The 12,072-nt window shown below is 65.1% G+C and carries 15 protein-coding genes; 8 read left to right on the forward strand and 7 right to left on the reverse strand.

What is annotated here, in order from left to right:
• Nucleotides 1-4: 4 nt before the first annotated feature.
• From ACL58G_RS02810 to ACL58G_RS02825, 4 genes are all read right to left on the reverse strand, one after another.
• Nucleotides 5-703, reverse strand: coding sequence for a LamG-like jellyroll fold domain-containing protein (locus ACL58G_RS02810; protein WP_440965049.1), 699 nt, complete (start codon nt 701-703; stop codon nt 5-7).
• A 130-nt stretch (nt 704-833) separates the two neighbouring features.
• Entirely contained in the window at nt 834-1,838 is a 1,005-nt protein-coding gene (locus ACL58G_RS02815; RefSeq protein WP_440965051.1) for a hypothetical protein, read from the reverse strand.
• A 64-nt stretch (nt 1,839-1,902) separates the two neighbouring features.
• Nucleotides 1,903-4,518 (reverse strand): ATP-binding protein, encoded by a 2,616-nt coding sequence (locus ACL58G_RS02820; RefSeq protein WP_440965052.1) that lies wholly within the window; start codon nt 4,516-4,518, stop codon nt 1,903-1,905.
• A 171-nt stretch (nt 4,519-4,689) separates the two neighbouring features.
• Nucleotides 4,690-5,250, reverse strand: a complete 561-nt coding sequence (locus tag ACL58G_RS02825; RefSeq protein ID WP_440965054.1) for a TetR/AcrR family transcriptional regulator — start codon at nt 5,248-5,250, stop codon at nt 4,690-4,692.
• A 141-nt stretch (nt 5,251-5,391) separates the two neighbouring features.
• On the opposite strand from ACL58G_RS02825, the gene ACL58G_RS02830 reads away from it, so the two are divergent.
• Complete coding sequence (locus tag ACL58G_RS02830) at nt 5,392-5,868, forward strand: nuclear transport factor 2 family protein (protein ID WP_440965056.1); 477 nt, start codon at nt 5,392-5,394, stop codon at nt 5,866-5,868.
• Nucleotides 5,869-5,872: 4 nt separating this feature from the next.
• Here ACL58G_RS02830 and sodC read toward each other — a convergent pair whose 3' ends face one another.
• Nucleotides 5,873-6,403: a superoxide dismutase [Cu-Zn] SodC gene (gene sodC, locus ACL58G_RS02835; RefSeq protein ID WP_413386039.1), complete on the reverse strand. Its 531-nt coding sequence runs from the start codon at nt 6,401-6,403 to the stop codon at nt 5,873-5,875.
• A 120-nt stretch (nt 6,404-6,523) separates the two neighbouring features.
• Here sodC and ACL58G_RS02840 point away from each other — a divergent pair, with 120 nt between their 5' ends.
• From ACL58G_RS02840 to ACL58G_RS02865, 6 genes are all read left to right on the forward strand, one after another.
• A complete protein-coding gene (locus tag ACL58G_RS02840; protein WP_440965058.1) occupies nt 6,524-6,814 on the forward strand; it encodes a hypothetical protein in 291 nt (96 codons plus the stop codon).
• A gap of 66 nt (nt 6,815-6,880) precedes the next feature.
• Nucleotides 6,881-7,291 carry a PAAR domain-containing protein gene (locus ACL58G_RS02845; RefSeq protein ID WP_440965059.1) on the forward strand — a complete coding sequence of 137 codons (411 nt, stop codon included), beginning with the start codon at nt 6,881-6,883 and terminating at the stop codon, nt 7,289-7,291.
• A gap of 83 nt (nt 7,292-7,374) precedes the next feature.
• Nucleotides 7,375-7,785, forward strand: a complete 411-nt coding sequence (locus tag ACL58G_RS02850) for a DUF4123 domain-containing protein (protein WP_440965061.1) — start codon at nt 7,375-7,377, stop codon at nt 7,783-7,785.
• Nucleotides 7,778-8,113, forward strand: coding sequence for a hypothetical protein (locus ACL58G_RS02855; protein ID WP_413340453.1), 336 nt, complete (start codon nt 7,778-7,780; stop codon nt 8,111-8,113). The genes ACL58G_RS02850 and ACL58G_RS02855 overlap by 8 nt, the downstream gene beginning before the upstream one ends.
• Entirely contained in the window at nt 8,113-8,706 is a 594-nt protein-coding gene (locus ACL58G_RS02860) for a restriction endonuclease fold toxin 5 domain-containing protein (protein ID WP_440965063.1), read from the forward strand. The genes ACL58G_RS02855 and ACL58G_RS02860 overlap by 1 nt, the downstream gene beginning before the upstream one ends.
• A complete protein-coding gene (locus ACL58G_RS02865) occupies nt 8,703-9,434 on the forward strand; it encodes an Imm52 family immunity protein (RefSeq protein WP_440965064.1) in 732 nt (243 codons plus the stop codon). Before ACL58G_RS02860 ends, ACL58G_RS02865 begins: the two co-directional genes overlap by 4 nt.
• Here ACL58G_RS02865 and ACL58G_RS02870 read toward each other — a convergent pair.
• Both ACL58G_RS02870 and ACL58G_RS02875 read right to left on the reverse strand, forming a co-directional pair.
• On the reverse strand, nt 9,431-9,976 hold the full coding sequence (locus tag ACL58G_RS02870; RefSeq protein ID WP_440965066.1) for a cysteine hydrolase family protein: 546 nt from the start codon (nt 9,974-9,976) through the stop codon (nt 9,431-9,433). The two genes, ACL58G_RS02865 and ACL58G_RS02870, sit on opposite strands and share 4 nt — an antisense overlap.
• Nucleotides 9,973-10,866, reverse strand: coding sequence for a LysR family transcriptional regulator (locus ACL58G_RS02875; protein ID WP_440965068.1), 894 nt, complete (start codon nt 10,864-10,866; stop codon nt 9,973-9,975). Before ACL58G_RS02875 ends, ACL58G_RS02870 begins: the two co-directional genes overlap by 4 nt.
• Nucleotides 10,867-10,963: 97 nt before the next feature.
• Between ACL58G_RS02875 and ACL58G_RS02880 the strand changes: the two genes are divergently transcribed.
• Nucleotides 10,964-11,968: a zinc-dependent alcohol dehydrogenase family protein gene (locus ACL58G_RS02880; RefSeq protein ID WP_440965070.1), complete on the forward strand. Its 1,005-nt coding sequence runs from the start codon at nt 10,964-10,966 to the stop codon at nt 11,966-11,968.
• Nucleotides 11,969-12,072 lie beyond the last annotated feature (104 nt).

Consider the following 12,072-nt stretch of genomic DNA (forward strand, 5'->3'; position numbering starts at 1 on the left):
GCCGTTATCGGCGCTGCCGCCGTCCCTTGCCCACCGACAGCCCCAGCAGCGACAGCCCCATGACCATCAGCGTGCCGCCGGCCGGCTCGGGCACCTGCGACGGGTCCGCCAGCGCGTGGACCTGCGCCTGCGTCAGCACGTTGTCGTAGATGCGGATGAAGTCCACCGAGCCCGCGGCCGCTTCGTTCAGGCCGCGGTCGTCGCGGAAGAAGTTGGCGTCGTGGCCGGCGAAGTCGGCATAGCCCTGCTTGTCGGCCACGGTCCCCACCAGCACGCCGTCCTGGTAAATGCGGAAGGCGGCGTCGGCGCCGCGGGTCAGCGTCAGGCGCGTGTCCTGCTTCGCCGTCAGGTGGCCGAAGCTGCCGCCGTAGTTGTACAGGTCGTAGCCGCTGCCGGACGTATAAAAACCGTAGTCCTGCAGCAGGCCGCTGAAGTCGACCACTTTCTGCCAGGAGCCCAGCGTATCGAAGCGGAAGCGCATGTCGATCGTGTACGTCGCGCCCAGGTTCCCGTGCAGGCGCAGGCCCTGGTTGGCGGCGAAGCCGTAGTGGCCCGCCGCGACGCTGCCGCCGTTGGCGACGAGGGCCGGGCCGCCCAGCGTGTCCGCCAGGTTGCCGTTGAATTCATATTGGTGGATCAGCGCGGCGCGTGCGTCGAAGGTCAGGCACAGGGCCAGCGTCGCGAAGATGCTGCGGTAGTTCATGTCGTGTTTCCCGTTTATTGATGTTGTGATGAGAAAGCAGGCAAGGGGCACGGCCCGTGCCGCGCCCCTCCTTCGAGCTTGACGACATGATAAGAAGATGGGACGTCGGGTCCCAGCCCCACCGGTGGGGTCACATCCGCGCGACGGTGGGACGCAGCTGTTCCAGCAGGCCGGCCTCGGACGAGCAGCCGAATTTTTCGTAGACGGCCTTCACGCAATCGCGCAGCACGGCGTCGCTGACTTCCATGTTGGCGCGCGCCGATTCGCGGCCGCCGCCGACGCCCATCCAGAACGCCACCTCGGCCTGTTGCGGCGACAGCTCCACGGAGCCGATGGCGCGCCAGATGCGCAGCGGCAGCGGCACGACGAATTTCATGAAGATGCCGACCGTGCGGATGTACGCCGGGTCTTCGGCGTGCAGCGCGGCCGCGCCGCCGGCGCTCATCCACTGCGCGCGCGCCTCCAGCACGCCGCCGGCCATGGCGAGGGTCCCGAGCGGCAGCAGCCACGGATAGCGGTCGCCGTGCGCGACGGATTCCACGAGGCGCAGGCAGAACGGGGGCAACGTGCGGCGGTTGAAGGCCTGGCGTTCCTGCGCCGCCAGCTGGTCGAGCAGCGCGCCGGCCGAATCGCTCAGGTACAGGATCTGGCCGTCGACGGTGGCCAGCAGCATGGCCTCGTCCTCGACGACGCCGGCGCTGCCGGCCGCCAGTTCGGGCGCGTTGCGCAGCACGTGCTCGAAATACGTCGCCACGCGCTGCAGGTCTTCCTCGTCGTGGCGGTCGAACGCGGGGCCATCGTGGCGCCACAGCGTGATCTCGCCCAGCCGGCGGCCGGCATGCGACAGCGGCACCTGCAGCGTGTGCAATGCGGGCGTGCCGTTCGCCGTGAAACCGGCGTGGTCGCGGTACGCATAGCCGCTCGGCGGCGGCAGCACCGACACGTACGCGGGGTCGTTCCCGGCCAGCGGCGACGCCTCGGCCGGATCGACGCGCAGCGCCAGCTCGGCGCAGGAATTCGGCACGAGTTCGCGCACCAGGGTGAAGGCATCCTGGACGATCGTCATCAGGTCCAGTCCCGCGTAGCACAGGATGCGCAGGCGGGCCCATTGACGGCTGTTCTTTTTGCGGGACACGGTCGGCTGGATGAAGTTGGGATAAGTCAGGCGCGGCCCATACTGATCGTTATGACAACGGATGTCAACCTTCCATGGCCGGCTGGTTCGAAGCCTTTCCTGCCAGGATCTGCGCCAGCTTGCCGATTTCGACCGGCTTGACGAGGTGGTGATCGAAGCCCGCCTGGCGCGACAGCTCGCGGTCGCGCTGCTGGCCGTACCCCGTCAGCGCGACGTAGACGGCCTGCGCGTGGCGCGCGTCGCGGCGCAGGCGGCGCGCCAGTTCGTAGCCCGTCATGTCGGGCAGGCCGATGTCGAGGATGAACACTTCGGTGGCGGGATCGGCATGCGCCAGCGTGCCGGCCGCATCCTCGTGCACGTGCACCGCGTGGCCGTGCGCGCGCAGCAGCACCGCGAGCGACTGCCCGGCGTCGCCGTTGTCGTCGACGATGGTGACCGTGAGCGGCCGCGCCGCCCCGCTGCCCTCGCCCGACCGCACGACCTGCCCCACCTCGGCCTGCGCGAGCGGCAGGGTGACGGTCATGATCGTGCCCTGCTGCGGTCCGGCGCTGTGCGCGGCCACCTGGCCGTTGTGCATGCGGACGATGCTCTTCACGAGCGCGAGGCCGATCCCGAGGCCGCCCTGCGAGCGGTCCGGCGCGCGGTCGGCCTGCGTGAACAGGTCGAACACGTGCGGCAGCAGCTGCGCGTCGATGCCGGTGCCGTTGTCGCGCACCGCGGCCCGCGCCGCGCCGTCCTCGATGGTGACGACGAGGGCGATGCGGCCGCCCGGCGGCGTGTACTTGGCCGAGTTGTTGAGCAGGTTGACGAGCACCTGGATCAGGCGCGTGCGGTCGCCTTCGACCGGCACCGGCGCATCCGGCAGCTCCACCGTGAGGCGATGCTGGCGCTCCTCGATGTGCGGGCGCGTCTGCTCCACGGCCGCCATCGCGACCTTGTTCAGGTCGAGGATCTCGTTCTCCAGTTTCACGAGGCCGCGGGTGACGCGCGAGACGTCCAGCAGGTCGTCGACGAGCTCCGTCATGTGGCGCACCTGGCGCGAGATGATGTTGCTGGCTTTCAGGCGCAACCCTTCGTTCACTTCGGGCAGGCGCAGGAGCTGGGCCGCGCTCGTGATCGGCGCCAGCGGATTGCGCAGTTCATGCGCCAGCATCGCGAGGAACTCGTCCTTCATCTTGTTGTGGCGCTCGGCCTCCGCGCGCGCCGCGCGTTCGCTGGACAGCAGCTGCTCGCGCTCCTCGGCCGCGCGCTGGGCCATGTCGTACAGGCGCGCGTTGTCGATCGCGATCGCGGCCTGCACGGCGAAGGCGCCGATCAATTCTTCGCTGCGTTCGCTGAACATCGCGGGCTGCGGATGGCCGAAGAACAGGCCGCCGATCACTTCGCCCGAGCGCGACACGACGGGTGCAGCGAGATAACTCACGACGGGCAGATGCCCGGCCGGCATGCCACGATGCGGCAGCATGGTGCCGTAGCGCGGATCGTCGCGGATGTCGTCGCTACGAATCGGCGCGCTGCCGTCGAACGTGGGCACGAGCATGGGCGTGGGACGGGGCTTGCCGATGCGCTCGAATGCGGCGCGCGGCGCTCCGGACAATGCGTACAGCGAATACACATCGCCGTCGTCGTCCTTGTTGTTGTAGAAGAACGCGCCGAATTCCGCGCCGACGAGCTGCGTGGCGGCATCCGTGATGGCCTGCATCAGCGGCTCGAGGGCGATGGTCGACGCCAGCGTCTCGGTCGCGCTCTTCATCAGTTCCAGCACGCGCGTCTCTTCGCGCAGCGCCTCCTCGGCGCGGATGCGGCGCAGCGCTTCCCACATGCGGCGCGCGGCGTCTTCCAGCAGGCGGACCTCGTCCCCGATGCGGCCCGCGTCGAGCGGCGCATGCAGCGCCAGCACGGCCGCCAGGCGGTCGCCGTCCATCAGCGGCACCGCGATGCCCGCCTTGTCGCCGGCCGCGCCATCCGTCGACCACACGGTCTCGCCCTTGCACAGGCGTTCCGGCACGCCCAGCGCCAGCGCCGCCAGCGGCACGGTGCGGCCGGACTGCGGCGTGCGCGCGCCGCCGTCCCACTGTTCCAGGATCACGGCCGCATCCATGCCCGGCCGTCTCTCCGCATACGTCACGGTGGCATCGTCGACGTACGCACCGACCTGGCGCAGCGCCGCCCGCAGCAGCGGACCGGACGACGTCTCGCGGCGCAGGATGTCCGCCAGTTCGAGCTGGAAGGCGCGGCGGCGTTCGGCCAGCACCGTCTCCGTCGTCTCGACGAAGGTCACCAGCACGCCCTTGGGGTTCCCGTCGTCGCCACAGACGGGGCTGTACGAATAGGCGAAGTGGCAGGTCTCGAAATAGCCGTAGCGGTTGATGGTCAGGGCGAGGTCGCTCGAACCGACCGGCTCGCCCTGCAGCACGCCCGCCCACATCGGGCCGATCACCGGCCAGATCTCCGGCCACGTCTCACGGACGTCGCCGCCCAGCGCCCCGTCCTTCTTGGCGCCGAGGATCGGCACATAGGCATCGTTGAAGAATTGCGTGTACGCGTCGCCCCAGGCGAGGTACATCGGCAGCTGGCAATCGAGCAGCGTGCGGACGGCGAATTTCAGGCTGAAGGGCCAGTGCGCGACGGGACCGACGGGCGTCGTCTCCCACGGGTGGCGCCGCATCTGCAATTCCATGTCGCCCGGCTTTCGGGCGGATGTGTCATCGAGGGATGCAAGATCGAACGGCCAGGGCATATCGTGGATAGTCGGAGGCAAGCCGGAGCGGCTCAGCTACCCATCATAGCAGGCGGCGCGAGCCCAACGTGTGCACATATTGAAATATTGTAACAAAGAGATGGGAAAATGTTACGCACCCCGTTCGATCCGCGCGAGCAGGCGCCGGCCCGCGGCGACGATCCCGGGGCCCGGATCCATCTGCGCCCTCACGATCATGCCTTCCACGCACAGCAGCGCCTCTTCCGCCACCTGGTCCGGTGCCGCCAGTCCCAGCCGTGCAGCCACGCCGCCGAGATAGCGCTCCAGTTCGCGCTTGTGGCGCACGGCCTGCTCGCGGTGGCGGGGATCGTCCGCCGCGCCCGTCTCGGCGACGGCATTGATGAAGGCGCAGCCGCGGAAGTCGTCTTGCGCGAACCACTCGTCCAGCGCGTCGGCCACGGCAGTCAGCCCTTCCCCGCGCGCGAGCCGGGCGTCGACGGCGGCCGTGAACCACGACGTCCAGTGGTCGTGGCGCCAGTCGAGGAACGCGGCGATCAAATCGTCTTTCGACGGGAAATGGCGGTACAAAGACATCTTCGCCACGCCGGATTCCGCGACGATCCGGTCGATGCCGGTGGCGCGCAAACCGTCGCGGTAGAACAGGCGTTTTGCCGTATCGAGGATGCGGTCGCGGGCGGAAGACTGGGCCATGGTCGTCAGGTTGGGGCGGAGTGCGGGACTCCAGTATATGATACAGACCTGTCTACATCAACTAGCTGGATGGATGGGCCGCATCAGGCTGGTTTCGCTTACGATACAGACCTGTCTACCTCATTTACACAAGGAGCCTTCATGTCCACGATCGAACCCCGTCCCCCACTCCCCCCGTTCACGCCCGAAACGGCCATCCAGAAAGTCCGCCTGGCGGAAGATGGCTGGAACAGCCGCAACCCGGAAAAAGTCGCACTGGCCTACACGCCGGACAGCTATTGGCGCAACCGCGCGGAATTCGTCACCGGCCGCGAGCAGATCGTCCCCTTCCTGGACCGCAAGTGGAAAAAGGAACTCGACTACCGCCTGATCAAGGAGTTGTGGGCCTTCGAAGGGAGCCGCATCGCCGTGCGCTATGCCTACGAATGGCACGACGATTCCGGCAACTGGTTCCGCACGTTCGGCAACGAGAACTGGGAATTCGACGAGATGGGCCTCATGCGGCGGCGCTATGCGTGCCTGAACGACATGCCGATCCAGGCATCCGAGCGCAAGTTTCACTGGCCGCTGGGTCGGCGGCCGGACGATCACCCCGGCTTGTCGGCGCTGGGGTTGTAATCCCTTACTGGATGACGCCGCAGGCGATGCGGTCGCCCCCGCCGCCCAGCGGTTTCGGCTGGTCCGAGAAATTGTCGCCGCCGGCGTGGATCATCAGCGCCTTGCCCTTCACTTCGGACAGCTTGGTCAGGCGCGGCGCCGTCACGGCCGTGCTGGCCCCGCCATTGTTCCCGACGACGAGCGGCGGCAGATCGCCCAGATGGCCGTCGCCGGACGGGCCGGCATGGTGCTTGGCGCCGGCCGGATCGAAGTGACCGCCGGCGGCGCCGGCCGGCACCTTCTTGCCATCCTTCTCGTTCGTGCCGCAGCTGGCCATCTCATGCACGTGGAATCCGTGCGCCCCGGGCGGCAGGTTCGTCAGATTCGGCGTGAACACGAGACCGCTCTTCGATTCGGCGATCGTCACGGCGCCGATCGGTTTGCCGGTGCCGTCCGGGCCCACGAGCGTCATCGAGGCTTGCAGTTGAGCGGCGGCGTGGGCGCCGGAGGCTGCGGTCAGCGCGCATGCGAGCGCGATGAGCGATTTGATGGTCATACCGTCTCCTTTCAGGTTGGGAATGTGTCGCGGGAATAGTGTATTCGATAACTAGCTGAGTTGACGCAACGGATACCGTGAGCGCGACAGGAACAATGGCGAGTCGACCGAGGAGCCATCATGTCCGACAGCCTGCTCTCAGAAATCCGCCAGACCATCATCGACATCCACCCGGAACTGGCCCACGACGCCAGCCTGCCGGACCGCCTCGAGCGCGCGTATGCGCACGCCGTGGTGCTGGGGTTCACCGACCTCGATGCCATCGCCCGCTTCCTCCGCTACGAAGCGACGGCCCCGAATTTTTATCGCCAGCCCGCGATCGACGCCTGGCTCAGAAGGCCCGGCCAGCCGGTCGAGCAGCGGTTTGCGGATGTGCTCATGCGGGTGAAGTCCGGCGTCAGGCGGGATTGATCGCATGGGGCTGGCATTTTGCCATTCAACCGTTAAACGATTTCACATTTGTCTTAGCGGAAATCTATGAGCAAACCTTTGGCTCGCATGGGTGATCGCACCAGTCACGGCGGCACCGTCATCAGCGGTGACATGACGTGGGAGGTCTACGGCAAAGCCGTCGCGCGCGTGGGCGACCTGACGGTATGCCCGAAGTGCAAAGGCGTGTTTGCGATTACCACCGGCGCAGACGACCTGACGGGTTTCGGGCAGGCCGTTGCGCGACATGGCGACAAGACTGCCTGCGGTGCGACGCTGATCGCCGGCCAGTCGTCGGCCTGGTGGGACAACCATTCCGGCCCCGACGGCGCAGCTTCTGCTGCCAGCGCAAACACCGACATGGGCAGTCATCTGGTTGCACAGGAGGCGCCGACCATCTGCCTGGAGTGCCTCGCCAAAGCTGCTGCCGCAGGATCGGCCATGGTAGTGAGAAGCTAGCGTGGATATCGTCGAGCACTTCCGGGCCCTTCAACACGCTGACACTGCCTTATGGCTCTATGCATTGGTTGACGGCTTCCCGTATGAACAGCATACCGGTCAGCGTTCTGGTTTATCACCGCGGCATCAACCGTCCTATTTTTCTCGGTACGGAAGATGAGCCTCTCGCTCACGCCGGCCCGTGGCTCATCGACGTCGTCAGGGCGCCTGACCAGTTGCAGTCGCTGCACGACCTTGAGCAAGCGCTGCCATCGGTGTCGTGGCTGATCTCGGCGATCGATCTGGAAGGCCTGAGCCAACTGCTGCAACTCAAACTCGACGCGCAACTGCCGGATGGCCGCAAGGTACTGCTGCGGTTCTACGATCCGCGCGTGCTGGGCAACCTGATGCATACGATGAACAACGCGCAGCGCGCCGAGTTCGTCCACCTCATCGACGAATGGCACTTCATCCACGATGGCCGCAGAGTATGCATGGGAGGGCCTCGTGCTTAAACTGAGCGAAGAACAGCTCTCGCATCTGGACCTGCTGGAAAAGCGTCAGTACATCAAGCAAGTCTGCAAGAACATCGTCAGGGAACATCCCGAACTCGCAAGCGACAGGGGTTTGCCGGACCGCCTCGAACGCGCGTATGCGCACGCCGTCGCGCTGGGTTTCACGGATGGCGGCGCCATTACCCAGTTTCTTTATTACGAAGCCTTTGCCCCGAATTTTTATCGTGAACCGGCCATCGATGCCTGGCTCAGAAAACCGGGCCAGCCGGTCGAACAACGGTTCGCCGACATGATTGCGTGGGTGAAGTCCAGACTGAGGGAGAATTAATGGCAGCGCTCGCAGTTCCCATCCTCGAAGCCGCCGGCGGCGCCCTGTTGCGGGCGCTCGGTGTTGCCGCTGTTGCCGGTGCCGGTGCGGTCGCGGTCAATGAAGTGACCAAGAACAAGGTCGAATCTGCGGACAAGGCCAAATCTGCGCCGATTGCGGAGGCTGGGACACAGGCCATGACAAAAGATAGGTGTGACAGGTGTCCGCCGGATGGCGGTTTGCTGGTCAAGCGCAACTGGAGTATGTCCGAGGTATCGCGAGCTTATCAGGCCCGTATTTCTGGTTTCGCGCCCTACACAGAATGGAATTTTCAAGGCATCGATTTTGATGGCTTTAAGTCACAGGGATGCTTGCTGTTAGAGGCCAAGGCTCTTTACGACCAATTCTTTGAGTCAGCCACAGAGCGGAAATTTTTCTTTGAATACACTGGACTGCAAAAAATCCTCGACGAAGCAGGACGCCAAAGCAAAGTTATCGACGCATCGCCACCTTCAGAATTGCACTGGTATTTTATGCAGCCATTGAGCCGTGCTTATTTCGCGAACCAATTTCGAGAGTCCTTTCTCCCTATTGTCACCTTCCTCACGCCATGAGCTATAACCTTACAATTAGCTGCAACTTCAGAACGGGATCGGTCCTCCCTTCAATCGAGTCGCAATATACAGATTTGTGGAAACTTGCCGTTACCTTGCAGAGCCTTGGCTTTCCTCTTGATGAATGGTACCCACCAGCCGACACGCAAGAGCAAGCATTACTGAACAGCGCATTCACAGACACCGGCCCAAGCTTGGCAGCACTTGCAATGGCCAAAGCTGACAAGGATAACCTTGCCACAGATCTGAGAAGCTTAGGTGTTTGGAACGGCAAAGAAGGTGACGAGGGCGCAACCTATACGACCAGTTACGACACGGGTCGGATTCCGTCTCGTTTGCGTTTTCGAACCCGAAACGTCGGAGCCCTGCAGGATTATCGAAATGTTATCAAATTGACTCGTAATATCGTCGGCATATGGAAACCTATGCTTGTCCAAGTCGGTCCAGCGGATTATTCGGACAATAGTGTTTTCCCGGACAGACCTGGCGCAGGCTGGATGCTCTATCTACCGTTTGCGATCAATGCCCATCAGGTTCCGGAAGCGGCTGACGTCATCAAGATCATGGATGACAAAGGTAAAGCCCAGCAAGGCAGCCTCATCATTACCGTAGCGGAAACCTTCGACGCGCAAAATCCTGAGCACATCAAAAAGGCGAACGCGATCGAGACCAGGCTGGTCGATCAAGACCTGCTCCCGACCAATAGAGAATTCGTCACAAAGTTCTAAGCGGCCAAACGCAGGACCTCGCCGGTCGCGCGCACCTCTGCATACTCGCCATGCAGGTTCGCCAGCGCCATCAGGTGGACGTCCTCGGCGCTGCGCAATGTCCCGCCGAAATCCGTCTTGTCGAAGGTAAAACAGGCATCCGCCACGACGACGGTCGAGAAACCGAGATTGCCGGCCGTGCGCGCCGTCGCCTCGACCGAATTGTTCGTGCTCACGCCGGCGATGACGACGTCGCGGATGCCGCGCGCGTGCAGCCACCGTTCGAGTCCCGTGTTGATAAAGGCGTCGGGCACGTTCTTTTCGACGACGTGCTCGTGCGCCAGCGGAGAAAAGGCTTCCTGGAACTCGGCGCCACTCTGCCCCGGCGCGAAGACCGACGTCGCCGCGCGGCTGATGTGGCGCACGAGGACGACGGGCTCGCCGCGCTCCCGCCACGCCGCCAGCAGGCGGGCGATGTTGGCTTCGGCCTGCGGGTTGTTACGCGGCGGCAGGGTCGGGCTCTGCATGCCTTTTTGCATGTCGATGATGAGCAGTGCGGTCATGGGGTCGGCGCTCCAAAACGTTCAACGATGAAATCAATAAAACTGCGCAGTTTGGGCGAGCGATACCGGTCCGGCAGGTAGACGATGTGCATCGGCCGCTCCGGCAACCCGTATTCGGGAAACAGCTGGACGAGCCGCCCCGCCCGCACGTCCGCCTCGAGCAGGATCGTCGGCTGCAGCACGATCCCGAGCCCGTGCAGCGCCGCGGTGCGCAAGGCCTGCCCATTGTTGATTTTTACGCGGCCGGTGACGGGCACCCGGCAGACGTCGTGGTCGTGCTGGAAGCGCCACTGGTTGATACTGGCCGCGCCGAACGCGAGGCAGTCGTGACTGGCCAGGTCGGCCGGGGTCGCGGGGACGCCGCGCCGCGCGAGATAGTCGGGCGACGCGCACAACATCAGCCGGTACGGCGCCAGTGGCCGGGCGACGACGTTCGCATCCGGCGGCAACTGGCCGACACGGATGATGGCCTCGTAGCCGTCTTCCATCAGGTCCACGAAGCGATCGGCAATATCCAGTTCGACATCCACTTGCGGATAGAGTGCCAGGTAATCGGACAGCACCGGCGCCAGCGCCTCGGTGCCGAACGTGACGGGCGCACTCACGCGCAACGTGCCCGCGGGCGCGAGCCGCATCGTGTGCGCCTGGGCATCCGTCTCGGCCACGAGCCGCAGGATCTCCTTGCAGCGCGCATAGTATTCCTCGCCGAATGCCGTCACGTGCTGGCGCCGCGTCGTGCGGTGCATCAACTGCATGCCGAGCCGCTGCTCGAGCGCGCGCACATGATTGCCGGCCATGGTCGCCGACATGCCGCACGCGTCCGCGGCCGCGCTCAGGCTGCCCTTGTCGACGGTGAGCACGTAGACCTTCATGCTGTCCAGCAAATCCATTCGCAAGTCCTGGTTGGAAATGTTGCAAGAAAAGCCGAGTTTATCGTTTTTCCGTTGGCAATCACACTGGGCGTCTCATTTCACAGGAGCCAACGCCATGTATGCCATCCAGCTTGTCGAACCGTCGTTGACCGCGTTCCGCCGCGTTTCCTTGCCGGATCCGCAACCCGGGCCGGGCGACGTCCTCATCCGCCTGCGCGCGGCCGCGCTGAACTACATCGACGTCGCCGTCGCGACGGGCAGCTTCCCCGGCGCGACCTTGCCGATGGTGCCTGTCGCCGATGGGGCCGGAGACATCGTCGCGCTGGGCGCGGGCGTGACGGATGTCGCGATCGGCGACCGGGTCATTCCCCACTTCATGCCGGACTGGCTCGACGGCCCGATGCGGCCGGAACGGATCGCGGCCATGCGCGGCATCACGCTGCCCGGGTCGCTGTCGGAATACGTGGCGGTGCCGGCGAAGAGCGCCGTGCGGCTGCCGGAACACCTCGATTTTGCCCAGGGCGCGACGCTGCCGATCGCGGCGACGACGGCGTGGAACGCGGTGCGTTCGGCGTCCGTGCGGCCCGGTTCCGCGGTCGTCATTCTCGGCACGGGCGGGGTCAGCATATTCGCGCTGCAGTTCGCCAAGGCGAGCGGGGCGACGGTCATTCTCGTGTCGTCATCCGATGAGAAGCTGGAGCGCGGACGCGCGCTCGGGGCGGATCACTTCGTGAACTATCGCGCGACGCCGGACTGGGACAAGGCGGTGCTGGCGATCACTGAAGGGCGCGGCGCCGACCTCGTCGTCGAAACGGTCGGCGACGCCACGTTCGAACGCTCGCTGCACGCGGCGGCGACGGGCGGCACCGTGTTCACGGTCGGCTTCCTGTCGGGCGCGGCGACGTCGGTCAACCTGTTCTCCATCATCGGCAAGGCCTTGCGCGTGGTGGGCAACAGTACGGGATCGGTGGCGGACCTGGGCGAGGCCGTGCGGGCGATTGCGGCGCACCGGATCGTGCCGGTAGTCGACCGGCGGTTCGGCCTGGACGAGACGGCAGCGGCTTATGCCGAGCTGGCAGCGGGTTCGCGGCATTTCGGCAAGCTGGCGTTCGTGCATTGATCATCCACCGGGAGTCGAACCCGGTATCCGGAGCATGGCGTTCCGTGTCTGTGCAAAAAAGATAATCTAGTGTTATCGTTTTCTGTCCAACAACAGTGGCCACG

It is taken from the genome of Massilia sp. GER05, from assembly GCF_052056005.1.
GTDB lineage: Bacteria > Pseudomonadota > Gammaproteobacteria > Burkholderiales > Burkholderiaceae_D > Telluria > Telluria orientalis.